Source organism: Pseudomonas brassicacearum subsp. brassicacearum (assembly GCF_008801605.1).
In the GTDB taxonomy this organism is placed as follows: Bacteria; Pseudomonadota; Gammaproteobacteria; order Pseudomonadales; family Pseudomonadaceae; genus Aquipseudomonas; species Aquipseudomonas brassicacearum.
Genome location: NZ_VZPJ01000007.1, coordinates 177,824 through 202,486 on the forward strand (window position 1 = coordinate 177,824; position 24,663 = coordinate 202,486).

The 24,663-nt window shown below is 57.9% G+C and carries 26 protein-coding genes, 1 tRNA gene and 1 pseudogene; 10 read left to right on the top strand and 18 right to left on the bottom strand.

What is annotated here, in order from left to right; genetic code table 11:
* Positions 1 to 65: 65 nt before the first annotated feature.
* The 4 genes from F7R20_RS17630 to F7R20_RS17640 all read right to left on the bottom strand — a co-directional run bounded on the left by F7R20_RS17630 (position 66) and on the right by F7R20_RS17640 (position 3,034).
* Positions 66 to 1,019, bottom strand: coding sequence for an alpha/beta fold hydrolase (locus tag F7R20_RS17630; protein ID WP_003203164.1), 954 nt, complete (start codon positions 1,017 to 1,019; stop codon positions 66 to 68).
* A 213-nt stretch (positions 1,020 to 1,232) separates the two neighbouring features.
* Complete coding sequence (locus tag F7R20_RS17635) at positions 1,233 to 1,880, bottom strand: VOC family protein (protein ID WP_003203162.1); 648 nt, start codon at positions 1,878 to 1,880, stop codon at positions 1,233 to 1,235.
* Between the two features lie 39 nt (positions 1,881 to 1,919).
* Positions 1,920 to 2,072, bottom strand: coding sequence for a hypothetical protein (locus F7R20_RS31665; RefSeq protein WP_003203160.1), 153 nt, complete (start codon positions 2,070 to 2,072; stop codon positions 1,920 to 1,922).
* 161 nt (positions 2,073 to 2,233) lie between these two features.
* Positions 2,234 to 3,034, bottom strand: a complete 801-nt coding sequence (locus F7R20_RS17640) for a DUF6630 family protein (RefSeq protein ID WP_003203159.1) — start codon at positions 3,032 to 3,034, stop codon at positions 2,234 to 2,236.
* Positions 3,035 to 3,251: 217 nt separating this feature from the next.
* Between F7R20_RS17640 and F7R20_RS17645 the strand changes: the two genes are divergently transcribed.
* Both F7R20_RS17645 and F7R20_RS17650 read left to right on the top strand, forming a co-directional pair.
* Complete coding sequence (locus F7R20_RS17645) at positions 3,252 to 4,001, top strand: substrate-binding periplasmic protein (protein ID WP_003203157.1); 750 nt, start codon at positions 3,252 to 3,254, stop codon at positions 3,999 to 4,001.
* Positions 4,002 to 4,123: 122 nt separating this feature from the next.
* Positions 4,124 to 4,528, top strand: a complete 405-nt coding sequence (locus F7R20_RS17650) for an acyl-CoA thioesterase (protein WP_013693665.1) — start codon at positions 4,124 to 4,126, stop codon at positions 4,526 to 4,528.
* A gap of 83 nt (positions 4,529 to 4,611) precedes the next feature.
* On the opposite strand, the gene F7R20_RS17655 is transcribed toward F7R20_RS17650, so the two are convergent.
* The gene (locus F7R20_RS17655; RefSeq protein ID WP_003203156.1) at positions 4,612 to 5,178 is read right to left on the bottom strand and encodes an RNA 2'-phosphotransferase; all 567 of its coding nucleotides are present in this window, start codon (positions 5,176 to 5,178) and stop codon (positions 4,612 to 4,614) included.
* A gap of 150 nt (positions 5,179 to 5,328) precedes the next feature.
* Between F7R20_RS17655 and F7R20_RS17660 the strand changes: the two genes are divergently transcribed.
* Both F7R20_RS17660 and F7R20_RS17665 read left to right on the top strand, forming a co-directional pair.
* Positions 5,329 to 5,440 (top strand) — tRNA-OTHER (locus tag F7R20_RS17660).
* A gap of 47 nt (positions 5,441 to 5,487) precedes the next feature.
* The gene (locus tag F7R20_RS17665) at positions 5,488 to 6,552 is read left to right on the top strand and encodes a hypothetical protein (RefSeq protein ID WP_170291496.1); all 1,065 of its coding nucleotides are present in this window, start codon (positions 5,488 to 5,490) and stop codon (positions 6,550 to 6,552) included.
* A 167-nt stretch (positions 6,553 to 6,719) separates the two neighbouring features.
* Here F7R20_RS17665 and F7R20_RS17670 read toward each other — a convergent pair whose 3' ends face one another.
* From F7R20_RS17670 to F7R20_RS17680, 3 genes are all read right to left on the bottom strand, one after another.
* Positions 6,720 to 6,971, bottom strand: a complete 252-nt coding sequence (locus F7R20_RS17670) for a hypothetical protein (protein WP_013693663.1) — start codon at positions 6,969 to 6,971, stop codon at positions 6,720 to 6,722.
* Between the two features lie 135 nt (positions 6,972 to 7,106).
* A complete protein-coding gene (locus F7R20_RS17675) occupies positions 7,107 to 9,275 on the bottom strand; it encodes a TonB-dependent siderophore receptor (RefSeq protein ID WP_003203152.1) in 2,169 nt (722 codons plus the stop codon).
* A 165-nt stretch (positions 9,276 to 9,440) separates the two neighbouring features.
* A complete protein-coding gene (locus F7R20_RS17680; protein ID WP_003203150.1) occupies positions 9,441 to 9,815 on the bottom strand; it encodes a tautomerase family protein in 375 nt (124 codons plus the stop codon).
* A 108-nt stretch (positions 9,816 to 9,923) separates the two neighbouring features.
* On the opposite strand from F7R20_RS17680, the gene F7R20_RS17685 reads away from it, so the two are divergent.
* Both F7R20_RS17685 and F7R20_RS17690 read left to right on the top strand, forming a co-directional pair.
* Complete coding sequence (locus F7R20_RS17685) at positions 9,924 to 10,811, top strand: LysR substrate-binding domain-containing protein (RefSeq protein WP_003203147.1); 888 nt, start codon at positions 9,924 to 9,926, stop codon at positions 10,809 to 10,811.
* A gap of 185 nt (positions 10,812 to 10,996) precedes the next feature.
* Entirely contained in the window at positions 10,997 to 11,341 is a 345-nt protein-coding gene (locus F7R20_RS17690) for a cupin domain-containing protein (RefSeq protein ID WP_013693659.1), read from the top strand.
* Positions 11,342 to 11,426: 85 nt separating this feature from the next.
* On the opposite strand, the gene F7R20_RS17700 is transcribed toward F7R20_RS17690, so the two are convergent.
* Positions 11,427 to 12,071 (bottom strand): FMN-dependent NADH-azoreductase, encoded by a 645-nt coding sequence (locus F7R20_RS17700; protein WP_003203145.1) that lies wholly within the window; start codon positions 12,069 to 12,071, stop codon positions 11,427 to 11,429.
* Positions 12,072 to 12,177: 106 nt separating this feature from the next.
* Between F7R20_RS17700 and F7R20_RS17705 the strand changes: the two genes are divergently transcribed.
* Entirely contained in the window at positions 12,178 to 13,032 is an 855-nt protein-coding gene (locus F7R20_RS17705; RefSeq protein ID WP_003203143.1) for a LysR substrate-binding domain-containing protein, read from the top strand.
* Between the two features lie 64 nt (positions 13,033 to 13,096).
* On the opposite strand, the gene F7R20_RS17710 is transcribed toward F7R20_RS17705, so the two are convergent.
* The gene (locus F7R20_RS17710; RefSeq protein ID WP_003203142.1) at positions 13,097 to 14,263 is read right to left on the bottom strand and encodes an MFS transporter; all 1,167 of its coding nucleotides are present in this window, start codon (positions 14,261 to 14,263) and stop codon (positions 13,097 to 13,099) included.
* A 94-nt stretch (positions 14,264 to 14,357) separates the two neighbouring features.
* Between F7R20_RS17710 and F7R20_RS17715 the strand changes: the two genes are divergently transcribed.
* Positions 14,358 to 15,251, top strand: coding sequence for a LysR family transcriptional regulator (locus F7R20_RS17715; protein WP_003203140.1), 894 nt, complete (start codon positions 14,358 to 14,360; stop codon positions 15,249 to 15,251).
* 14 nt (positions 15,252 to 15,265) lie between these two features.
* Here the strand turns inward: F7R20_RS17715 and F7R20_RS17720 are convergent, their stop codons facing one another.
* From F7R20_RS17720 to F7R20_RS17760, 8 genes and pseudogenes are all read right to left on the bottom strand, one after another.
* Entirely contained in the window at positions 15,266 to 15,961 is a 696-nt protein-coding gene (locus F7R20_RS17720) for an HAD family hydrolase (RefSeq protein ID WP_003203137.1), read from the bottom strand.
* Between the two features lie 691 nt (positions 15,962 to 16,652).
* Positions 16,653 to 17,678 (bottom strand): carbon-nitrogen hydrolase family protein, encoded by a 1,026-nt coding sequence (locus F7R20_RS17730; protein WP_003203135.1) that lies wholly within the window; start codon positions 17,676 to 17,678, stop codon positions 16,653 to 16,655.
* Positions 17,679 to 17,696: 18 nt separating this feature from the next.
* Entirely contained in the window at positions 17,697 to 19,613 is a 1,917-nt protein-coding gene (locus tag F7R20_RS17735) for a solute symporter family protein (RefSeq protein ID WP_033028129.1), read from the bottom strand.
* Entirely contained in the window at positions 19,591 to 19,926 is a 336-nt protein-coding gene (locus F7R20_RS17740; RefSeq protein ID WP_003203130.1) for a DUF485 domain-containing protein, read from the bottom strand. The genes F7R20_RS17735 and F7R20_RS17740 overlap by 23 nt, the downstream gene beginning before the upstream one ends.
* A gap of 178 nt (positions 19,927 to 20,104) precedes the next feature.
* Positions 20,105 to 21,004 (bottom strand): LysR family transcriptional regulator, encoded by a 900-nt coding sequence (locus F7R20_RS17745; RefSeq protein ID WP_003203128.1) that lies wholly within the window; start codon positions 21,002 to 21,004, stop codon positions 20,105 to 20,107.
* Between the two features lie 144 nt (positions 21,005 to 21,148).
* Positions 21,149 to 21,348: pseudogene (locus tag F7R20_RS17750) on the bottom strand (transposase); the annotation flags it as partial.
* A 123-nt stretch (positions 21,349 to 21,471) separates the two neighbouring features.
* On the bottom strand, positions 21,472 to 22,233 hold the full coding sequence (locus F7R20_RS17755) for an SDR family NAD(P)-dependent oxidoreductase (RefSeq protein ID WP_003203124.1): 762 nt from the start codon (positions 22,231 to 22,233) through the stop codon (positions 21,472 to 21,474).
* Positions 22,234 to 22,439: 206 nt separating this feature from the next.
* Positions 22,440 to 23,027, bottom strand: a complete 588-nt coding sequence (locus F7R20_RS17760; protein WP_003203122.1) for a TetR/AcrR family transcriptional regulator — start codon at positions 23,025 to 23,027, stop codon at positions 22,440 to 22,442.
* 73 nt (positions 23,028 to 23,100) lie between these two features.
* On the opposite strand from F7R20_RS17760, the gene bdcA reads away from it, so the two are divergent.
* On the top strand, positions 23,101 to 23,814 hold the full coding sequence (gene bdcA / locus F7R20_RS17765) for an SDR family oxidoreductase (protein WP_003203120.1): 714 nt from the start codon (positions 23,101 to 23,103) through the stop codon (positions 23,812 to 23,814).
* Between the two features lie 117 nt (positions 23,815 to 23,931).
* Positions 23,932 to 24,591: an NADPH-dependent F420 reductase gene (locus tag F7R20_RS17770; protein WP_003203118.1), complete on the top strand. Its 660-nt coding sequence runs from the start codon at positions 23,932 to 23,934 to the stop codon at positions 24,589 to 24,591.
* The last annotated feature ends 72 nt before the right edge of the window (positions 24,592 to 24,663 follow it).

The window sequence follows — 24,663 nt, forward strand, 5'->3', positions numbered from 1 at the left end:
AGCATTGAGGCAAGCTGATCTACCGCCATCGCGAGCAAGCTCGCTCCCACAAGGGATCTGGGCTTTTATTCCTTGAGGAAGGTCAGCAGATCCTGATTGAGGCGATCCTTGTGCGTCTCGGTCAGGCCGTGCGGCGCGCCAGGGTAGACGATCAGTCGAGCGCCCTTGATCAGCGCCGCCGAGGCTCGGCCTGAAGCGTCGATAGGCACGATCTGGTCGTCATCGCCATGAATCACCAGTGTCGGCACATCGAACTTCTTCAGATCGCCGCGGAAGTCGGTCGCCGAGAATGCCGCGATCGAGTCATAGGTATTCTTGCTGCCACCCTGCATGCCTTGCACCCAGAACGACTGGATCAGCCCTTGGGATGGCTTGGCGCCCTTGCGGTTGTAGCCGTAGAACGGGCCCGAGGCGATGTCCAGGTACAGCTGCGAGCGGTTCTCCAGGGACGCCTTGCGCAGGCCATCGAACACCTCGATAGGCAAGCCACCAGGGTTGGTGTCTGTCTTGAGCATCAACGGCGGGACAGAGGACACCAGCACGGCTTTCTTCACTCGAGCGGTGCCGTGACGGCCGATGTAGCGAGCCACTTCACCGCCCCCTGTCGAGAAGCCCACCAGGGTGACGTCCTTCAGGTCCAGCGCTTCAATCACCGCCGCCAGGTCATCGGCGTAGTGATCCATGTCGTTGCCTTCCCAAGGCTGGCTGGAGCGACCGTGACCGCGACGATCGTGAGCCACCACGCGATAACCCTTCGAGGCGAGGAACATCATCTGGCCTTCCCAGCTGTCGGAGTCCAGTGGCCAGCCGTGGCTGAAGGTCACGACCTGACCATCGCGCGGGCCCCAGTCCTTGTAATACAGCTGGACACCATCCTTGGTGGTGATGTAGCTGGCGGACTGGACCACGCTGCCGACAGCAGACGCACTGGCAGCGGCCTGGACAGGCGACGCGGCCTCGGCGCTGAGGGTGGCCAATGCCAGGGTGGCGACAGCGAGGGTGCGGTTGAATGTGTTCATCGTTTCTCTCTCCATAAGGTCGGTTTGATCTGCGGCGATCGTCGTCGATCGCGTTGGTGGGCAGATTAGAGAGAGAGGCCGTGGACGAGAACGGCGCCGGTATCGATAGCAACTATTGGAAAATTCCAATAGCTGCGTTTCGCTTCGGTTGCGAGGTGAGTCTTCGTGGCGAGGGAGCTTGCTCCCGCTGGGTGGCGAAGCCGCCCCAAACGGTCACACGTGTAAAAGCGGCAATGTCTTCAGGCCATTTGGCGTTTGAATATGCGCAACCAGGTAGGGTGCCGAAGGCGCTTGCAGTGCATGAAGATGGACCGGGCCAGAAAAGTTCATGGCCGTCAGGATCGCTTTGATTTTTTCCGGATTCGTATGAAAGACATCCAGTGCCAATAGCGTGCAGCCCTTGTCCTGGAGCATGTCCGCCGGATGAGGCCCAGGTGCCCATTGAATGAGGGTGGGGATTGATCCATCCATGGGAAGGCTTCCATCAGCCGGTACGGTTATTTGCCAATTCAATGTTCCTCTCGTCATGGGTTCGACATCCCCGACAAGTCCAGGGCAGGCATCACGAGCCGCATGGATATCATCGGTGCGTGCCACCCAGGTCGCCAGGCGTGCCGGCGAATGGGGGGCCAATTGATCAAGGCCGAACCAGCGTGCCCGGTCCGGACGTATGGCGGACGGGTCCACGGCAATCACTTCGAGGTAGAGCCCGGGGCCAAGGTGCAGCAGCCTGTTATGGGTGCCCATGCGTGAATGGACTCCGCCAGGTTGAAGGGCGACGCCCAATGCGTCAGTCACGAACGCGCAGCCGGTATCGAGGTCCGTTGCCACGATGACGAGGTGATCGATGGTGGTTTTCATGTGTTCATCCATCCGTGGGTTGGGAAGTATCTGTCGCCATCAACCAAAAGAAGGCATCGGCCCCAGCGAGTGCAAGATCCACATGACCGCCGCCACCGCTGCCAGCACTGCGACCACAATACCGATCAGCACCCATTTCAGGATTTTCTGCCCTTTCGACGGCTGGGACCTTGGCGCGTGTGCCTCTACCATGTACTGAATTTCCCCGGCGCATCGCGGGCAAGCAGCAGTGTCGTAAGGGAGGAGGAACCCGCATTGATCACAGTTTGTCATGTCGTCACTTCGAGGCTCAAAGGAGGGGTAGCCCTTTATGGGCTTGTTAAAACGGACCGAAAGCGCGTGGCGTCAGTCGCTTAATATTTGTAGACGATGCCCAGCCTGCCCATGATCTCCAGGGCGTTGATCAGGCCCAGACCGTTCATGGGCAGGCAGGCGAAGGCCTGGTATTCATCGAAGTGCGTGCCGATGGCCAACAACTTCAAGTCATGGGCCTCCAGCTGGGCGTTGAAATACTGCAGGAGCGCACGCTCCCAATCGTTGGCGCGGTTGATAGCATCGATGGCTTTACGCTCAGGCGCAGGGATTTCAATGCCCAGTTGCCGCAGCGGGGCGAGGGCATTGACGGCATCGACCCCGTAGGACGACCACTCCTTCCATTCGAACCCCGCCAACTGATTGGCCTCGGTGAGCGCTGACTCAACCTGCGTCCAAGCCCAATCCCACTGCCCGGTAGGCACCGGGATGTTTTGAATGAGCGCCTGCGCGCGCGCCTCGTCGAACAGGCAATCAAACAGATCGGCCAGGGTCTCGGCCAAATCGGGCTGAGGCCCTTGCTCCTGGGTGTCCAGGTCGTGGCTCAAGCGCTGCCACAGGCTACCGAGCTCGGCCCAGTCCTCGTCGTCCATGTCGTCATCGATCACCTGTGCCTTATGGCCGCGCGAGTAGTTATCCAGCCGCGTCTTGCGCACGCGTACGCTGCCCTCGGCGAGATCGACCTCATAACTGCGGTAATCCAGGTAGTTGGTCTGGAAAACGATGCGGTCAGCAAACACGTCATGGACGAGGCTTTCCTCAGCGTCGAAATACGCCGCGCCTTCGACGTTGCCATGGGCGGTGATGATGCGTTGAAACGACAGTGGGTCGATTGGATTCATGTGGGCGGGGTCACAGGGAGAAGGGCGAAAGGGGAGCGCCGCGTACGCTGGCCGATATCCGGATCGCGCTGATCGTACACCAAGGCCTGGGGGTTGCTAAGGGGCGGAATGTGGACTGCGTCAACTGTTGGGCGTGTGTTTGGGTCTATGCTTACCTTGCCCCCTTGAATCAGGCTTCATCCATGTACAAACACCGAACAATCCGGCGGGAGAACACGTGAGACATTCGACACCGGCTGCAGCGCTGCTCTGCCTGTTGCTCGGCACGGTTGATGCCGGGGCCGAGGAGTATCAAGTCATCACCGAAGAGTGGGCACCGTACAACTATCAGGAAAACAATCAGCTCACCGGCATGACCACCGAGATCGTCCGGGCCATCATGGCGCTCACCGGGAATGACTTCGAGGTGCTGTTGCAGCCGAGTATGCGAGCCACCCAGGTACTGAAGACGCGACCCAAGACCATCATGTACTCACTGTTCCGCACACCGGAGCGCGAGCCATTGTACAAATGGGTCGGACCGATCGTGGAAGAGTCCATCCATCCCTATCAACTGGCCAGTACGCCGCCGGTGAACTCCCTGGAACAACTGCTGCGTGCCCCGCAGATCACCACCCGCCACGCCGGCCTGGTGCCGCAGATGTTGCAGTCGCTGGGCTTCAACAACCTGGATAAAAGCGCCACCGAGAGCAAGCTGCTTTACCGCATGCTGCTTGCCGGACGCACCAACATCATCATCGGCGACACCGATGCGGGCGTGGCTTACTACAGCCGTCAGTTGAACATCGCGCCGGGCACGCTGCGGCGAATTCCTATCGAACTGTATCGCTCGTCGCTGTACATCGCCTTCAGCCCTGACAGTGACGATGAAGTGGTGGCGGCGTGGGCCAGTGCGTTAGAGCAGTTGCGGCGTTCCGGGGAGTTGGAGCGGATTCAGCGGCGGTATGAGGGGGCGGTTGGACAATGAACGCACGGAACCGGCGAAAGCCGGTCCCAGGTATTAATACGGCTTTCTACGCTCATAATGGTTATCATCCTTGAGTGACAAAATATGTACCAAGGCTCTGAAAACTAAAGGGAAATAGACCAATGCCCAAGGCGGTTTTCGTCAGTAGAACTATTTTGTTTGGCGACTGTGATCCGGCAGGAGTGGTTTACACACCGCGATTTTCATATTTTTCAGTAGAGGCTATCTATGTGGCACTCGATGAATGGCTGGGCACGCCCGGTCTTAGAACCCTGATGGGCTTTGAGATATTGCCGCCCGTACGCGCCATGTCAATGGAGTTTCTGATGCCTTTGACGTGGGATGATGAGTTGTCTATCAAAGTCAGCGTGGCGAAGTTGGGCGTTCATTCGTTCACGTTTTTGGTCGAAGGGTTCATTGTTAATGGGCCCTTATCTTTTGTGGCGAATGTCACTCATGTATGTGTCTCGCCGGAAACCAAAGAAGTTGTAGCCGTTCCCGCGCAACTGAGAGCGCTTCTTTCATAATCCGCTGGAAAGATGTTCGTCCGGACATGAGAAATCGGGGTCATAGGAAATCGGGGTCAGACCACGGTAAAAAACGGACCCATTCATGTGTGAGTTTTGTCCTCTACCGTCTTCAAGTGGGCCGCAGGTACCGACTCCACCAGCCAAACGCCATTGTCCGCCTGAAAGAACCGAACCCCTGCCTCTCTCATACCCTGTACATCAACAGCGAGTAGTACAGGTTGTCCATAGCGCTTGCCAACGGCCATTGCTGTTTCGGGACTTTCAGTCAGATGGACATGGTGCCGACTGCCTGGCATCAAGCCCTGCACCTCGATGGAGGCCATGAAGCGGCTGGCGGTTCCGTGATAGAGCTGGGCAGGTGGTGTTTTTTCGACGTGTTGCACCTGGACCTGCCCGGTGCTGTGACCTTGTGCGGCTCGGATGCGTTGACCATCTTCAGAGAGCGTGAAACGCTTCTTTTCGTTGGTCTCGACCACCTCGTGCAGCATCTGGTAGTCGAAGGTATGGCCATGTTGGTTGGCGTTCGAAATCAGATTATCAATGTCGGCCCAACCGTCGCGGTCCAGGACGAGCCCCATGGATTCGGGGGCATGGCGTAGTACGTAGCTGAGGAGCTTGCTGATGTCGTCACGTTGTTTCTTGTTCAAGGAAAGGTCCTTTTTCATTGGCTGATTACAGATAGTACTGTGCTTGGCGGCATGGAGGCACTCAAACGAACGTTACCCGGAGGCCGAAGCGGGCTCATTCTGAGTGATGTTGAGTTGATATCACTCAGTTGCGTTGGTACTATCCGCGACGGAGTAGTTGAGCATCGGTAAGCTCACCCGCCCTTTACTTAAGCTTCGGCTTTACATTATCCGCGGGGGAGAAGAAGTTTTCTCCATGCCGGTTCGAATCCGGCCTACTTCACGTTAAGCAGCAATATGACGAGCACTATAATTTTACGTACGCGAGCTTTGAAGCTGTTCCGTACCAAGCTTGGCAATCCGGTGCGAAACCTGAACAGTGTCGTGATCGGTTTATGCGGGGTCGGTGCAGGAATCGCGTTGAAACCCAAGGATCTTGCTGTTAGTTGGGCTCCTGGTGATCTCATCCAGGCTGAGCGTGAGGCAAGAGGGTTTGCAATAAAGTCTTTGATGGTAACGGCCTGTGATGCCTTGGATCATTACCTTGAAGACTTAGGCGTTGGTCCGAGCCCATTGGCTGATATGACCTTACGTTCAGTGCTGAGAAAAGAGCCTCAGATTATCCAAAGGGGCCAGGCGCTCACGCCAAGCGGCATATCAATGCTCGAGACGCGACTGAATGAAGTCATCGATCGCCCATCCGAGATCAAGTCTGTCCTGCGTGATTTTTCGGAAAAGTTCTGTGGCAAACAAAAAACGCTATCGTTGAATGCTCGTTGTGGTGGGCTTTTTTCCCACGCTCAAACCTTGAACGGACCTGCCATTTCCGCCATTCCTCTAAGACCGTCCTATCACTCGGCTGTGGTCCTATTGGTTGCATGGCGCAATGTACTCGTACACGACATGGATACGGATCCGCTAGATCCCAAGGTCGTTTCGGACTTGATCGCGGATAAGGAGTATCTGGCTGCCGAGCATGCCGGTATAGACTTCGAAAAAACCCTTGAGCGATACAGTTCTAAGAGCGAGCCATCTCTTAAGGATATTTCTACACTCGTCTCCATACTCATGCGGTATCTAGCCGCAATTGATGCTCGGCTAATCGCATCCTGTGATCTTGGTAGATTTGTTCAAGAGGCCGTTTGCGAGGAGCTGAACTTGCGTGGTGCGCCAGAAGATACCCTGCGGAAGTGGGCAGGCAAGAGCTATCCTGAGCGTATTTCAAAGGCGCTTAGAATGGTCGGTAACCATGGCTTCGTTTCCACAACTTTTGACAGAAAGAAAAAAAGCTATCCTGGACGCGTGATCGCGAAGCAGGACATGAGTTTTCTTGATGCTAATAATTTCAAGGAACTTTCAAGCTTGGTTTTTCCAGATATTTGTAAAGGTAACTAGATCGCGCCAAAATCGCAGAGTCGGGTCAGACCACGGCTGTCAAGTTATAGTCTGATCCGGATTTTCTGCTGAGGCATAGGTCTCTGCATGCTACAGGCCAGTTCAATTCCGGATATATAGGCAGTGACAGAATCAGGCGCCTGATGAAGCCAATCGCGGCAGACGTTCTACCGCTCTTGATAGTACTGCGCTCTACGCCTGGCCTCTTCCCGCTCCATTTCCTCATAATGCTTGCGTTCTTCCCGCTCCCTCTCTTGATGGCGCTCGCGGTGTTTCCTGTCTGCGGCTCGATCCATTTCCCGCTGCTGCTCCCAGTGGCGCCTGCTTGCCTCTCGATAGTCCTGGTTCCGATCACCGGCAAATGCACCCGCTGAGGTGAAGCCAATCCAGGTGAGTGCAAAAATGGCAGCCATTTTCATGTACTTGTCTCTCTAGCGCAGATGTGTGCGGGAGGTGAAATTTGCGGCTTCCGGTAGACCATGAGGATGGTCGCAAGTGCATTGCTATGGGTTGAAAAGGGGACGCTCCAAGTTACGTCCCCTTTTTTCTGCTTTCTAGAAACTGTACTTGGCGGTCAGCATCATATTGCGAGGGTTGCCGTAGGAGTCACCGCCATAGCTCACGGAGTTGGCGATGGTCGAGTAGTACCTGCGGTCGAAGATGTTGTTGGCGTTGACCTGCAAGTCCAGGTTCTGGCTGACCCGGTAGCCGGCCATCAGGTCGGTGATCGCGTAGCTGCCCTGTTCGAGGCGGTATTTGCTGCCATCAGCCAGCAGGATGTCGTTGTACATGCGGCTCTGCCAGGAGACGTTGCCGCCCACGCGCAGTTTTTCCAGCGGGCCCTGGAAGTGGTAGCTGGTGGTCAGCTTGAACAGATGCTCCGGCGTGTCGGTGTCGAACTGTTTGTTTACGTTCTGCGGGTTGGCGGCATCCTTGATGGTGTGTGTTCGTGCGTAGGTGTAGCCACCGCCGACTTGCCAGTTTTCGGTCAAGGCGCCTTGCAGTTCGAAGTCGATACCCTGGCTGCGAATCTCGCCGGAGGCTTCGTAGCAGGTTGCCTGTGGGCAGTTTGCTGTAAACAGTTGCACGGCGCGGTTTTCCTGGTCGACGCGGAACAGCGCCACGCTCGCATTCAGCGCGCCATCAAAATATTCGCCCTTGATGCCGACCTCGTAGTTCTTGCCGACGATCGGCTTGACCGGGCTACCGGAAGTATCCTTGGAGCTCTGCGGCGTGAAGATATCGCTGTAGCTGACGTAGACTGAGTGATGCTCGTCCAGGTCGTAGATCAAGCCGGCGTAACGGGTGAGGTTACGGGTGACCTTGTAGTCGCCATCGCCATCCCGGTTATCGTAGTCGTACCAGTCCAGGCGCCCGCCGAGGATCAGCTTCAACGGGTCGGCCAGGCTCAGGCGTGTGGTGAGGTAGACGCCATCCTGAGTGGTCACTTCGCGCTGGTTGTTGGTGTGGACGAAGTCCGGTTTACCCGCATTGAACGGCCAGTTGGTGTCGTACGGGCTGTAGTTGTGGGTGGTCATGTCGTAGATGCGCTTGCTGGCGCCCACCACCAGTTCATGGCTGCGTCCGAACGCCTCGAAGGGCCCGCTGGCGAATGCGTCTACTCCGGCCTGGTTTTCATCGAAGTCGGCCTGGTAGACCGTGCGGGCCAGTGTGTTGTTGACCCAGCGCGATTGGTAAGAGCCGGAGAACAACGCGTTCTGTTCGGAGTAGTTGGCGTTGACCTGAACGTTCCAGTCGTTGGCCAGGCGATGACGGACTTCGGCGAATACGGTGTTGATCTCCTGATCCTTGTTCTCCCAATCCGTCCCCGGATTGTAGGAACGTGGCAGGTCCAGATGATGGCCGTCCTGGCCGATCATCGAAGAGCCCCAGAAGTAATTGGTCTTGTCCTTCTGATGGGAAAATCCCAGGGTCAGGGTGGTGTCTTCGCTCAGGTCCGCTTCGGTGACGGCATAGAACAGGCCGTGGTCCTCCTCGACATTGTCGATGAAGCTGTTGGCGGCCTGGTTAGAGGTCACGACCCGGCCGCGCAGCGTGCCACTGTCGTTGAGCGGGCTGGAGGCATCGACCTCGCCGCGGTAGTTGTCCCAGCTGCCGGCCGCACCGGTCAGGGTGACTTTCTGCTCGGCCAATGGCCGCTTGCGGATCAGGTTGATGGCGGCCGAAGGGTTGCCTGCACCTGTCACCAGGCCGGTGGCACCGCGCACCACCTCGACTCGATCGAACATGGCCAAGTTAGGCTGGGCGCCAACGTTAACGCCGTTGTAGCCACTCGGGATGCCGTCATACATCAAGTTGTCGATTTCAAAACCGCGTGCCTTGTAGATCTGCCGACCAGGACCAGAGGAAAAGTCCAGGAACAAACCGGGCGTCGCCTTGACCACGTCGTTGATGTCGGTCATCACCTGGTCATCCATGCGCTGGCGCGTAATGACGGTGACGGCTTGTGGGGTTTCACGCATCGTCAGCGGGAGTTTGGTCGCGGTCGACATCGCGCCGGTGGTGTAGGACTCGGTGCCTTCCGTGGTACTCCCCAGTTGGCCGCTCCCGGAGACCTCGGTTGCGTCTAGTTCCAGGGTGGCGGGTGGGGTGGTGCTGTTGTCATCGGCAAAGGCTGGGGCGAGGGTGGCCATGCAAATTGCCATGGCCAGAAGATTGCGGGCAGGGGTGAAGTGACGTGGCGGGGTGGCACAAGTCGACATGGATAGATCCTTAGATGCTAATGCTTGTGAGAGTAATTTGCATTAAGTATCACAGGATTCATCTAAGCGATAAAGTTTGTTGCGGTTGGAGTAGGCGGTGCGCAGGGTGCACCGCCACCGTACAGTCATCCACGATGGCCGTCGTACCCCGCACAAACTTGAAGGCTAGTTGCCCCGGCCACCACCAAACGACCATTCATCGCTGGCCGTAGTGGTGATCACCACCATTACATCCTCCGCGTCGAGACCTGGAGCTCGCGTCAGTTTCTCGACCAGGTCGCGGTAGAAACGCTGTTTCGTCTCGACGCTTCGAGGGCGGCCAGCGGTAATCGTGATCAGCACAAAGTCATGGCTACGCGGCCCACCCAGGTAGTCGGGATCAAATATCAACTCGCCCACTTCATGTTGGTGGATGACCTGGAAGCGATCGGTCTTCGGCACCTCGAAGCTATCAACCAAGGCGTCGTGCAGCCCTTGGGACAATGCTTGTAGATACTCGGCCGACTTCCCCCGGTGCAGTGAAATACGTGAAAACGGCATAACAGTTATTCCCATGGCTAAAGCGACAGGGGGGAAAACTATCAAGTCGCGATAGTTCCGAATATCAGATTTAATAGAGGTGATCATCCCAAATTAGTGGACTATTCAATGCGCCGTCCGACCTTCGATCTTGATGTATTGCGTACTTTCGTCACCGGCGTGGAGTTCAACAGCTTTGCCAAAGCGGCGGATCGTCTCGGTCGATCGACTTCTGCCGTGAGCGCTCAATTGAAGAAACTTGAGGAGCAGATCGGTACTCCGGTACTGGCCAAATCCGGTCGAGGGTTAGTCTTGACGCCCGCAGGTGAATCACTGCTCAGTCATGCCCGTCGGTTGCTGGAACTGAACGACGGCATTTTCCAGACCCTGCATGAAAGCCAAACCGCGGGGACAATTCGCCTCGGGCTTCAAGAAGACTTTGGGGAACATTTACTGAGCGAGATTCTTCGACGCTTCGTCCAGACTTACCCGATGGTGATTCTCGAGGTCAGGATCGCGCGTAACGCCGAACTGCTTGCGTTGGTCGAAAGTGCTGGCCTGGACTTGGCCCTGACATGGGACACAGGGCATATGTCGCCCTATGCCACGCGGCTGGGCGAAACGCAGATGCACTGGATCGGGGCTCGTGACATGCCGTCACTTACCCGCCTTGCTGACTCACCGCTGCCATTGATCATGTTCGACGCGCCTTGCGTATTGCGTAGCGCTGCCACACAGGCACTGGATGCCGCGAAAATTCCCTGGCGAATCGCCCTGACCAGCCCCAGCGTCGCGAGTATCTGGGCGGCCGTCGCTGCCGGTTTGGGCTTGACGCTGCGAACTCGCATCGGGCTGCCGAGTCATCTCGCCGTCGTTTCCGGCTTGCCGGCCGTACCAAGCCTTGGCTATGTGCTTCACAGCAGTGGAGAAGACCCGACGCCCGCCATCCGGCAACTGGCCGCGTTGATCAAAACGAGCCTGCAAGAGCACACGTTCGGTTTTGCGGTTGCGCAGTAGTGGGAGGTGTCAGATTGGGATTTTGATACATAGGTCAAAAAGCAGGGATACGTTTTTACACAGCCTGGGTCTACAACGGCCTGTCGCGAAGGCCGGCAATCGACCCTTTGTCGCCTTCCAACGGATCACACCTTTCAGGGTCTTTACTTCCAGTTAGGCCCTGTAAGTAAAGTTGGGAGCGCGCGATGAGCAACGAACAGGTGGCGCCTGAGACGAAAGGGGTAACGGTGACGTTACTGTCAACGATTGACCTGGGGCCTGAGATCGAGGGTATGGCCGGGCGCCAACTCAGGATGCGCAGGGTGACCATCGAGCCTGGAGGCGTCTTCGGGCCGATTCACAACCATGTCGACAGACCAGGCACCGTCTACATCCTGCAAGGAACGATCACTGACCATCGAAATGGCGTCGCCACGGATTACGGGCCGGGAGTGGGCTGGCCCGAGGACAGGAACACCACGCACTGGCTTGAGAACAGAGGCACGATTGCGGCGGTGGAGATCTCGGTCGATATTGTCAGGCAAGGTTAAGTTCGTTGACTTTACTTGAACTGAGCAACCAGCCAATCCTTCAAACGCCCACACGCCGGATCTTCTGCCTTCTTCTCATCGATCATCAGGTGCTGATAAAGCTGTCTGCCAGGTTCCTGGCCTGCTGAGTCGCGGCCTCACGCGCGTGCCGATCGACGTCTTCTCCCAGGATGGTTTTCTCCACAATCACCGAATGCACATCCGTGATGCCGATAAATTTCAGCCAGGCTTCCACGTAGGGTTTCTGGAAGTCGAAGCGCTCCGCCGGAGTGCTCGACTGCGCCGAAAAATCCAGGCCGCGGGCGTACATCACCACGGCGAGTTTATTGTGCAGCATGCCTTCCAGACCGCGTTGCGGGTCAACGCTGAACAGGATGTCTTTCTGCGATACCAGGTCGATGAAGTGCTTGAGTTTGTACGGGATGCTGAAATTCCACAGCGGTACGGACATCACGAGAACATCCGCACGGTGCAGGTGACTTGCCAACGCTTCTAACGTGTTCCAGGCCTCTTGTTGTGCGGTGGTCAACGGCGTGCCATTGAGCCCGGCGTATTTAGCCTCCATGGCCAGATCATCGAATTCCGGCAGGGCCATGTTCCAGAGGTCGAGGGTGATGATTTCGGTGTCCGGGGTGTTTGCTTGATAACGCGCAATGAAGCTGCGCGCGACTTCAAGGGAAGCCGAGCGGTGCTTGCGTGGAGAACACTGAATATGGAGAAGAGTCGTCATGACACACCTTGAATGAGAGGAAGGCAGGGCAGGTGGGAGCATTGCAACATAGTTGTAATTGAAATATAAATCGTAAATTAAAGCTCAATTGATCACGTATAAAACTATGTTCGATGCTCTGCTGCTCAAGACATTGGTCACGGTCGTCGATGAAGACGGCTTCAGCCGCGCCGCCCAGAAGCTGCACCTGACGCAGTCTGCGGTCAGTGGCCACGTGCGGCGATTGGAAGAACAGATTGGTAAACCCCTGTTGACGCGCACCACCCGTTCCCAGCAACTGACGGCCGATGGCGAGCGCCTGGTCTCTTATGCGCGCACGATCCTTGCGTTGAACCGTGATGCCTGGACAGACCTGACACGCACGCCGTTTCATGGACGGTTGCGGATCGGAGTGTCCGAAGATTTTGTCGAGGCTCGATTACTGCGCACTGTTCAGGATTTCGCCGCGCAGTACCCCGGAATGGAGATCGAGGTGCAGGTGAACATTCCGGGGACGTTACTGGCGCTGATGAAGCAAGGGCATCTGGAGGTGGTCATCGGTTCGCTGTGCGAAACCAGCGAAGCGGGGCTGTTGCTATGGCAAGAACCGCTGGTGTGGGCCTGGTCGGCGCAACCCGTCGCCCGGTTACCCACGCCGTTGCCGCTGGCCCTGTTCCCCGAGCCGTGCCCTTATCGCGAGGCCGCGCTGACAAGGCTGGCGCAGGCGGGGATCGCCCAACGCACAGTGATGTTGTGCAGCAGCACGGCCGGGTTACGGGCGTCGGCCTTGGCAGGCTTCGCGGTAGCGCCCATGCCACTGAGTCAGTTGGGGCAAGGATTGGCGGTCATTGGGGTAGAACATGGGTTGCCGGATTTGCCGGATGCGCAATGTCGGCTGTTCACCTCGCCTGATGCGGATCAGACGATTGTGGCAGCGGTCACTCAGCTCATGCTGGAGTATTGCGCCAAGCGCAGGGCTTGATTGTCATTTCAAAGGGGCTGCTTGAGCGCCTCAATGGCGACTAACAGCCCCCCTCACATCATCCTCACACCACCGCAGCCGCAATCGCTCTGGAACGCCAGGCAAAAGCCAACACCATCAACAGCCCCAGCCCCGCCATTGCCGCTCCGGCCAGGGAAATCGCCGGATAACCCAGCCCCGCATTGATCACCGCCCCCCCCAGCGCCGCACCAATCGCGTTACCGAGGTTGAAGGCGCCGATGTTCACCGCCGAGGCCAGGTTGGGCGCGTCCTTGGCTGCTTCCATGACGCGCATCTGCAGCGGCGGCACCAGGGCGAAGCTGGCGATACCCCATATCAGGATGGCCACGGCGGCCGGCAGCGGCCAACGCATCAGTACGGTGAACGCCAGCAAGACAAGAATCAGCACGCTCAGCGAAACGATCAGGGTGCGGTCTATCGAGCGGTCGGCGGCCTTGCCGCCCCACATGTTGCCCAGCGTCAACCCCACACCGAACAGCACCAGCATGGCCGTGATGTAGGCGGTGGACGCATGGGTCTCGCTGCTGAGGATCGGCGCGATGTAGGTGAAGACGGTAAACATGGCACCCGAGCCGACGACGGTCAGGGCCAACGCTCCCAGCACCGGTCCGCGGCCCAGTACCCGAATTTCGGCCAGTACACCGACGCCTTGCGGCGCCGGCAGGTTGGGCAGGGCGAACCACAACGCGGCCATGGTCGCCACGCCTAGGCCGGTAATACCCCAGAAAGCGGTGCGCCAGCCGAACAGTTCGCCAAACCAGGCGGCCAGCGGCACGCCGCCGATGGTCGCCAGGGTCAGACCCATGAACATGGCCGCGACCGCCCCGGCACGCTTCTCTGGGGCGACCACACTGGCGGCTACGATGGAACCAACGCCAAAGAACGCACCGTGGTTCAGTGAGGTCACCACCCTGGCGACCATGAGGCTGTAGTAATCGGTCGCCAAGGCTGACATCAGATTACCCAAGGTGAAAATCGCCATGAGTCCGATCAGCAGATAGCGCCGGGGAATCCTGCCGGTGGTCAGGGTCATCAGCGGCGCGCCGAGCAGAACGCCCAGGGCGTAAGCGCTGACCAACAGACCCGCAGCGGGAATGGAGACGCCGAGATCCGCAGCGATGCCCGGCAACATGCCCATGGGGGCGAACTCGGTAACGCCGATGCCGAAGGCACCAATGGCGAGTGCGACAAGTGGTGGATTGATACGCATGGAAGGCTCCTTATCTATGCCGCCAATGCTACGATCCAACTTTTTCAGGCGGTAGATAGCATTTTTGGCAATCACCTTTGCGTAAGAGGCACAAATGGACTTTAACGGCAGGTCCGGTGAAATGAGCGTGTTCGCCACCGTGGCGCAAGAAGGCAGCCTTTCAGCCGCCGCGCGTGCACTGGGGCTGACACCCTCGGCGGTCAGTCGGATCATCGCGCGTACCGAACAACGCCTTGGCACCCGCCTGTTGCTGCGCACCACCCGAGCGATCACCTTCACCGCCGAGGGCGAGGCGTTCCTGCGCGGCGCCCGGCGTATCCTGGCCGACATGGCCGAAGTCGAAGAAGCCATCGCCGACCAGGGCGTACCCAGGGGTCGCTTGCGCGTCAGCGCCGCCCTTGGCCATGGGCGGCTGGCCATCGTTCCCTTGGTGGCCGCCTTCAGCGCCCGTTACCCGAACATCGTCGTCGACCTCACTCTCGGCGACGAAGTGGTCGACATTCTCGGCGGCCAGGCCGACGTAGCGGTACGCTTTGGCCATCTGCCCGACAGCCCGCTGACCGCGCGCAGGATCGGCGACACCGGCCAGGTAGTGGTGGCATCGCCCGACTATCTGCGGCGCCACGGCACCCCCGAGGAACCGGAAGACCTGCTCCGGCACAACTGCCTACGCTTCAACTTCCGACGTGCCGAACCCAACTGGCCGTTCATCCGCGACGGACGAGAGTTCTCCCTGAAGGTCAGCGGCAACATCGAATGCAGCAGTGGTGAAGCGCTGGCACAACTTGCGCGAGTAGGTGCCGGCATTGCGCGTATCGGCGAGTTCACCGTGAGCGAGGACCTGCAGCGCGGCGACCTGATACCGCTGCTGGAAGCCTGGAACCCCGGCGACCGGGAACCGATTCATGCGGTGTTCGTAGGGGGCTCGGCAATGCCGGCGCGGGTGCGGTTGTTTGTGGATTTCTTGGTGGAGCATCATCGGATGTAAGCGGTGGACCGTTGCTAGGTTGTAAGCATGTCCAGGAGTCCTTCCAATGTTTTAATGGAACGCTCCGCTGGCGTTATGCTCGCTGGCCATGGATGGAATCCACTCAACCAGACGGCAAGCATTCCGGCTGCTGTAGCACCCAGGTAATCGTTCTGTGGGTGATCACCGACAAACCAGCAATGCTCAGGACGAACTCCCAACGCCTGCGCTCCCAGATGGAATATCTCAGGCGTCGGTTTCGCAATGCCGCACGCCTCGGAGCAAATCATCGTTTCAATTGTTTCGCCGAAAGGTAGTGCCTCCAAGGTCTGCCGTCGCGAATGCTCGGCGCCGTTGGAGATGACGCCCATGCCAATACCCTTGCGATGAAGCGCTTGAACCATCGCGCTAGCGCCTGGCATTTCAACCGCAGCGCTCGGGAAGTGATTCATCCAGTGTGTAATTAATCGCTTGGGATCGACTGGCCCAGTCCACTTCAGCTCCTGGGCTAGCGTGTACCCAATCGCCTCGCGGATGGAAGAATATTCCGATCCCGGTTGTAGATATCCACCGTTGTCGATGCGCGCGATCAGATGAGAGATCTGACGGCTGTCTGCCTCAGCGATTTCAATCTTGAACTCATGCAGAAATCGCTCAGCGTAGCGGTCAATGCTGAGCGCGCGATGGGTGAGTGTGTTGTCCAGATCGAACAGAATAGCTTTCGGTGCCAAGTTCCCTCCCAGCGATCACGATGCATTGGCTAACTTGATTACAGACAGACTTTCGCTTGAAGAACCTTTTTGAAACAGCAGAACGCGATCTGCCGGATGCGATAAGGGCCCTTAGGGTTTGTCTGAAAAGTCAGTCCGCAAGCATCTCTCGATGCAGGCCAGTGTGGCCATGGCTTTAAAGCTGCTGGCCAGTTTGTCGTAACGCGTACAGATCCGACGTTTTTCTTTGGGCCAACTGAACAGTCGCTCAATAACGTTCTCGCCGGGTGAGAGCATTATGGCCAGCGGGAAGCCATGGGTGTCGCAGGCGAGGTATATTTTGGTGGTCAGTCCGCTGGGTGATCGCGATGACTCTCCCCCTACCGTCCAGTGAATCCATCCATAGGCCCATCCATTTCGAGGGGCTCGTCACTAGAAAAGCTGCCCGAGCGTGCAGATGCTGCACGGGCATGAACCAACAAGGTGAGTCGCAGGGCCACGATGTTGCTCCGGCAATGGATTTTAACGCTCGAATACTGGATACCTTGAGGCACCAATCAGGAGGGCTATCCCCATACCCTGCGGTTTCAGCTGGCTGAAGGATAAGCCATTCCTACTGCCTTTCTCGATAGTGGCGAATAGGCAGTGCATACTGTCTGCCCCACAACTGCCACACCGGCCTTCAGCAGAAGCTCATTGCGTTTTCCAGCAATCAGTCCAGCTCAGGCAACGCCTGTAATTCCCGGTTGCAGTTAGAGTCCACAGGGTCGTTGAAGGTGGCAGGGGTAATCCGGCGCCGGTCTATCGTCAAGTCAAATACGTCGAAGCGATTGTAATAACCGGCGATGTCATGAAACTGCTTCGGCTCCACGCATTCGTTCAAATCGAAAGTGGCGTACGCCAGGCCTTCCTCGTTCTGCAACAGGTCGCCAATGGAGGCCCCCGCCGGGTCGAGAAATTGCGTAGCGGCACGTGGACTGTTGCGCAGCACTTCGATGGCTTGCTCATCACTGCTGGCCGAGAGCATGTCGAGCATCGAGTCATCCATGAAGCCTGCATTCAAGATGCCGAATACCTTGGCTTCAAAGCACTGCGCCCCTGCGCGAATTCTGTTGGCCGCGAGGTTGTCGAAATTCTGGCCGCCGGGTTTGCGCGTCGGCCAGATCGCCGGCCAGGCGGAGATGTGGATCTGCTCGCCTTGCGCCGCCAAGCTGTACTTGGCCAGGGGGTTGGTGTTTTCGCCACAGATCAGGGTGCCTATTTTGCCGATGCGGGTATCGGACACACGCAGGCCGTGACCATCGCCGGGTGCCCACACCATCTTTTCATAGAAGGTAGGCACCAGTTTGCGATGGTGGTTGAGCACGGTGCCTTGTTCGCTGATCAGTACGTTCGAGTTCCAGATGCAGCCGACACTGGCCGGCGTCGCTTCACTGAACCCCAAGGAAACGAGGATGCCATGGCGCCGTGCGGCGGAGCGGATGGCGGTGATCTCCGGGCCGTCAATCATCACGCTGTTCTCGACCATCAGCTTGAACCAATCATGGTTATAGATGGGCGCCCACAGCGCCGCCCAGACCGGAAAACCTGGGATGAAGGACTCCGGAAACACCACCAGTTCGGCGCCATTGGCGGCCGCTTCGGCAATGAAGGAACAGGCCTTGTCTACGCAGGCGGCCTTGTTCATATACACGGACGCGGCGTGGGCGGCGGCGACTTTTACAGTAGGCAGGGACATGATGGAAACCTTGACGAATTAGTGTTGAGCCGCTTGTGCGACGCCCAGGCCGGTCTCGCGGCGCACGGAAAACTCCACCCAGCGCGACAGCGACAGCTGGCTGGGGAACAGCAGCGAAAACAGAATGACCAGGGCAAAGCCGAGCGGGATAGAGATCAACCCCGGGTTGCGCAGCTGCACCCATGGCTCACGCAGGCCGATGAGGCTGGTGGCCGAGTCCGGGATCAGGCTGGCGGTTGCCTGTTGCTTGGTCACATCGCTGAGTAATTGCTCGCGCTCCGTGGCGGTGGCAACCAATGCGCCCTTGTCGATCAATTCGATTTTGGCTTGGGATTTAGCGGCTGCGGCCAGCGCCACCTGTTTTTGCTGCAGCGGGTAGCTCATATTCGGCGACACCAGCACCAGGCCGATGGACAGCACCGTGCCGCCCAGCAAGCCCGCGATCACGCCAGCGGTGCTGCAGCGGCGCCAGTACAGGGTCAGCAGCAGTGCCGGAAGGTTGGCCGACGCGGCGACCGAATAGCCCAGCCCGACCAGTTGCGCGACGTTCTGGCCCTTGGCCGAAATGCCCACGCAGATGGCGATGACGGCGATCGCCAATGTCGCCAGGCGGGCTGCGGTGGCCTGCTCGCCCTCGGTGGCCTTGCCCTGGCGCACGGCGCCTACATACACGTCATGGGCGAGTGTGGAGGCTGCTGCCAGCGTCAGCCCGGCGACCACTGCGACTATGGTTGCGAAGGACACGGCCGCGACGAACGCGAGCATCAGGTTGCCGAGCAGGCTATCGGCGCCACCGCCCAGGAACTGGGCCAGCATCGGGGCGGCGAGGTTGCCGCCCTTGTCCATGGTGGTAATCGCGAAGGGCCCCAGGTGGAGCGCGGCGGAGAAACCGATGACGATGATGAACAGATGGCACAGGCCGATCAGCAGCATGGCGGTCAGCGCCGAAGTACGGGCACTTTGTGCGTCGCGCACGGTAAAGAAGCGCATCAGGATATGGGGCATGGCCGCCGTGCCGAGCACCAGCGCCAGGCTCAGGGAGATCTGTTCCAGCGGATTCTTCAGGTACAGCCCAGGCTCCATGAAGCGTTGCCCGGCTTGTTCCGCCGAGAGTTGGGACACGCCGTTGAGCAAGGTGCCGAGCACGTGTTTCTGCACGGCCGAGCTGCCTACCAGGTCGCTGAAAAAGGCACTGATGTTGAAGCCATAAGGGGCCCAGCTCAGTACCACCAACAGGAAGCAGAAGGCAATCAGCAAGGTGGCTTTGAGGATCTGCACCGAGGTGGTGGCACGCATGCCGCCAAACAGCACGTAGACCAGCATCAGCACGCCCACCGACACCACCGATATTTCGAATGGGATACCGATAAGTGCAGCGATGATCACGGCGCCGCCAACGATCTGCGGCACCATATAAAAGAGCGCGACCAATACACTGGAAATCGCTACTGCGAACTTCGAGGCGCGGAAGTTATTACGAAACGCCAACACATCGCCCAAGGTATATTTACCCAAGTTGCGGCAAGGCTCGGCGATCAGTAGTAGCACCGGTATGAAAGATACAAAGAAGCCGATGACGTAGGTTATACCGTCCAACCCATAGATGGCGATAAGGCCGGAGACCCCTAGAAATGCGGCTGCTGACAGGTAATCACCGGCAATGGCGAGGCCGTTGATCCGGCCGGACAATGCACCGCCCGCGGTATAGAAATCCTTCACCGAACTGTTCTTGCGCGCGGCCCAGAAGGTAATCCCAAGGGTGATCAGGAACAGCGCGGCAAACACGCCGAAGGTCAGTGGCCGGTTGGCTTCGGAGACCAGCGTGGCGGCGTTGCCCTGGCTGGCCGTGAGCAAGGCGGCCAGCCCCATGCAGGCTTTGAATGCTGTCGAGCCGCGCAGGGTGGCCAAGCGGTTAGTGCGGTTGGTTTGGGTCATGATTGACGCTCACGGAAGCTTCGGAAACCAGGGCGACGGACATCGCGTCGATGTTCTTCAAGCGGCAGGCATAAAAAATGGCAATCGCAGCACCGAAGAAATATTGCCCGACCAGATACACCAGGCCAACATTGATGGCGCCATAAATCTTATAAGAAAGAAATTCGGGGAAGTATGCAGAGAACAATGGAATGGCGAAGTACACCACCATGCTGATCAGCATCAGCGTGGAGACCAGCCGGCGCCGTCGTTTAACCAGTATTGCAAAGTTTGGGTGCTCGAAAATGGCACTCCAGATGGAGTCTTGTTTCATTGAGTGCGCCTCGGTCGGGTAGGTGGCGAACTCAGTTTAAAGTACGGGCCCAGACTGCCAAGCCGTAATGCAACAACGCCTATTGCAAAGCTGCATCGCCGAAACGGTGCTTGAAATGAAGAAGTGCTGCGATATGGTGCAAAAGTGCGCAATTATCAACTTTGAATGTCGCGTGGTATTAGTTGATGGTGAATAACTCGTCGTTACGAAACAGCCGCGACAGGTGCTCCAGCATGGTTTTGATTCGCGGCACATAACGCAGGTCCTGATGGACGCTCAGCCATAGATCGCGGGTGACCTTGGGCCCATTCAGCGGGATTTTCCGCAGACCAAAGCGTTCGGCATGGGCAAAGGAGGGCAGCATTACCAGCCCTGCGCCGGCGCTGGCGGCAAACATCTGCGCGAGCATGCTGTTGGAATGGAATACCAGTTTAGGCGTTGAAATCAGTTCATCGAGCCATTTGACCGCCTCGATCTGCACCAACTCTTCGATGTAGCCGACGAACAAGTGGTTCTCCAATGTCTGCAGCGAAGGGGTGCCGTGAGATAGCAAGTAGTCGTCGCTACCGTACAGGTTCAATTCGAACTGCCCGACTCGTTCGGTGTGAAAGCCCTGGCCCGAGGGTTCGAAGAAGCCCAGGAAGATATCTGCCTCGCGCCGGGTCACCTGCAATTGGTGGGTCGAAGTGACCAACTCCAGGGTGACGTTGGGGTGCAGCAATTGCAGCTTTGGCACCTGCTGGGTCAGGTAGAGCGAGGCCAGGCCTTCCATGGTACCGACCCGGACCCTGCCGGAAACCGTGTTGGTGCCCGAGGACAACTGCTCAAGCAGCCCGGAAAAACCGTTGCCCATCACTTCCACCTGCGCCAGCAAGCGAGCGCCTTGGTCATTCAACTGCAAGCCGGAACTGCTGCGCTCGAATACGCTAAAGCCAAGGGCGTATTCCAGCTGGTTGATCCGGCGGCTTACCGTCGACTGGTCGATCTTCAGCTGTTTTCCCGCTCGGGAGAGGTTCTGGCACCTGGCGACGTGCATGAAGATCCGCAGATCATCCCAACTCAGATTGTCCGGCTTCATGGCGTGCTCGTTGGCTGATGGAAGGGCTCATTCTAAGCGGTAACGTAGCCAGCCTTAGCCATCCGCACACGTACGGCGCTGCCGATTTGAAAGATTACTCTGCAGTTTTCGGAAATGAATATGGCACAAATGAGTGCAGGCGACCTAGGGCTTGTATGAAAAGTCAGCCCGCAAACATCTCTCGATGCAGGCCAGTGTGACCATGGCTTTAAAGCTGCTGGCAAGTTTGTCGTAACGCGTACAGAGCCGACGTTTTTCCTTGAGCCAGCTGAACAACCGCTCAATAACGTTGCTTTTTTGTACTGAGACCCGTCACACAAACGCGGCAGGCCTGGTCGAGGCTTTTAGTCAAAGCGACTTTCAGACAAACCCTAGTCCGTCCTGAGAAGCTATGCTGCCCGTCCTTTGGGTGAGCCGGCGAAACAGAGTGACCCGTCTTCTCACCTGCTACACCGGAGCACGCTCGCCTAGGTCAGATTCAACCCGCCGTCTGAGAGGAGTATCTCGCCGGTCAAGTAGTCCGACTCGACCAGCATGACAACAGCTTTTGCGATGTCGTCTGGGCTAGCGGCCCTGCGCATGGGTGCGCGAGTTCGCCACAACTCTTGGGCATCTGTCCATTCTGCGGTCAGAGGCGTGTCGACCAAGCCAGGCGCCACAGCGTTTACGCGAATTTCTGGCCCCAGCGATACCGCGAGCAAGCGGGTCATGTGATTAAGCGCAGCTTTGCTTACCGCATAGGGAATCGATGCGCCCTTAGGACGGATGCCGGCATGGGAACTGATGTTTACGACGCAACCGGCTCGACGGTAACGGGCGGCATCGCGCAATGCCGACTCGGCCAATGCGACCAGGTGGAACGGCGCCACGACATTAACCTCGTTAAGTTCGTGCCACACCGTCGAGTTGGCCGCGGCAAGGTCGCTGTGCGGAATGACTCTGCTAATACCGGCATTATTGACCAGTACGTCGAGCTGCCCCCACGCAGCGATCGCCTCGTTAATAAGCCTGACCCTGTCAGCTTCGAAAGCAAGATCGGCTTGCACGTAAATAGCCTGCTTCATTTCGGCAACCATAGCGCGTCCCGTATCAGCAGAATTTCGCGAATGGAGCACCACCGCATAGCCTGCCCGGCTTAGTACACGCGCAATGGCTGCGCCGATACCGGAAGTGGATCCTGTAACCAACGCGACGCGTAATACGTTATCGATCGTCGGATCGGGTTTCATATGGATATCTCGAATGGGTTGCTAGAAAGCCATCACCGTAGCACCAAGCAGGCAACGTCGGCGTCAGGCGGTCACGATAGGCAGTTATCCATTTTCAAATCAGGTTGGCGCTTATTCTGTGGCGCAAAGCTCGCTTGTTATTGAGCCGTCCGGAAAAGGGAACGGATTTATTTGCTTGAAAACAGTTCCGTCCCCTTATTGATACCTCAGCCCGGAAGAGCCTGGGCGAGCGCCACGCCGGCAAGCTGTGCGGTGGCCAGCAGACGGTCCAAGCTTTGTCCGTGACGCGCGCTGGCCGAAAGGCCAGCCATCGTGGTGCTGACGAAATCCGCTAGCCGGTCGGCCTCAAGTGGGTAACGCTCGGCAATGGCGTTTCTAATCACCTCTTGCGCAGCGACATGGAAGGCGCAAGCGGCCTCACGCGCCTCCACGTCGTTGCTTCGAGTGCCCTCCAGAACCATACAGCCAGTGGCTGAAGGATCGGCAGCGTAGGCGCGCGCGGCCTGCTCCAACACCTGCGCAAGCGAGACAGCGAGCGGCCGGTTTGCCCCGAGTATCTGTAATAACGGGACGGCCCCAGTCTGGGCATACCGATCAAGGACCCTCTTGTACAACTGGGCCTTGCTGCCAAATGCCGCATAAAAGCTGGGCGGATTGATACCGAATGCTGTCGTGAGATCTGCAACGCTTACGTCGTCGTAGCCTTTGGCATGGAACAAGCGCTGGGCGGTGGCTACTGCCTGATCCGGATCGAACCGCCGAGGACGCCCACGCACTGACTTATTTGTAGTCACTATTACAAAATCCTTTGACAGGGAGGTTCTGGATAATTGTATCATGCGCTACATTAATCAGGAGGGTACGTTCATGTCGGATTTCAAGAATAAGTCGGTGTTGGTACTTGGCGGCAGCCGTGGAATTGGCGCGGCGATTGTCAGGCGCTTTGCTGCCGATGGTGCCAAGGTTGCTTTTACTTACTCGGGTTCGCCGGAAGCGGCACATTCTCTGGCTACCGAAACCGGCGCCAGTGCCTACTCAACGGACAGCGCCGACCGTGATGCAGTCATTACTCGTGTCCGCGACAGCGGTCCGCTGGACATACTGATCGTCAATTCTGGCATCGCCATCTTCGGCGACGCGCTAGAGCAGGACCCGGACGCGATTGATCGTCTGTTCCGCATCAATGTGCAAGCGCCCTACCATGCCTCGGTGGAAGCGGCGCGACAGATGCCCGCAGGCGGTCGGATTATCGTGATCGGTTCGGTGAACGGCGACCGCATGCCCATTCCCGGCATGGCGTCCTACGCCTTGAGTAAGTCCGCACTGCAAGGTATGGCGCGAGGGCTGTCCCGTGATTTCGGCCCGCGTGGAATTACGATCAATATCGTCCAGCCGGGGCCGATTGATACCGAAGCCAATCCAGCGAACGGTCCGATGAAAGACCTTATGCATAGCTTCATGGCGATCAAACGCCATGGCCGTTCTGAAGAGGTCGCGGGAATGGTGGCCTGGTTGGCCGGTCCGGAAGCGGGTTTTGTGACCGGAGCAATGCATACAATTGACGGTGCCTTCGGCGCTTGACACATAGCCGGGCAGGTTTTTCCACTGCCCGGCCCACGTCGGACTCGTGCACCACGTTAGCGTCAGGCGTTCATAACCTGCGGATAGTTTTGATAGCAGACATCAGGTGAGTTCTTCATGACTACCATCGGCATCATTGGGGCAGGCGAGGTCGGCAGCCAGATTGCCCGAGCAGCCATTGCGTGCGGCTATAACATCGTCATCGCCAATTCTCGCGGTCCGGACACCCTAGTAGATCTGATCAACGAATTGGGCCCGTTAGCGCGCGCGGAAACTGCGGCAGGTGCCGCGATGGCTGGCGAGGTCATCGTTGTCGCCGTCCCGCTGAAAAGGATCAACGACATACCGGTTGAGGAGCTTGCAGGTAAGATCGTGCTGGATACCAACAATTATATGGCTTGGCGTGACGGCGCTTTCGACCTCGTGGACACCGGCCAGAAAACCATTCACGAACTTCGCCAGGAGCATCTTCCCAAAGCCAAAGTAGTCAAGGCCTTTACGCATATTCAGGCCCCACGAATCACTACTTGGGGCAAGCCGGCCGGGTCACCAGATCGGCTAGCTCTAGCGGCCTCCAGCGACTTCCCAGAGGCAATCGAATTTGTGACCCGGCTCTATAATGAGTTTGGATTCGACACTGTCGATAATAGCCCGCTTAACGAATCTTGGCGCAGCGCTCCAGGTCAACCGGCCTGGAAGCAGGAGCGGCAGAGCAGGGCAGAGTTGAAAGCCAATCTACTATGCGCCCAACGTCCGAGCCTGCCAGCGAGGGGTTAATTTACGGGTGCGGTCTTGGGTGCGTTCGAAGCGGTGGCTAATTAGCAGCGATGTTCCAGATGGGCTGGTTTC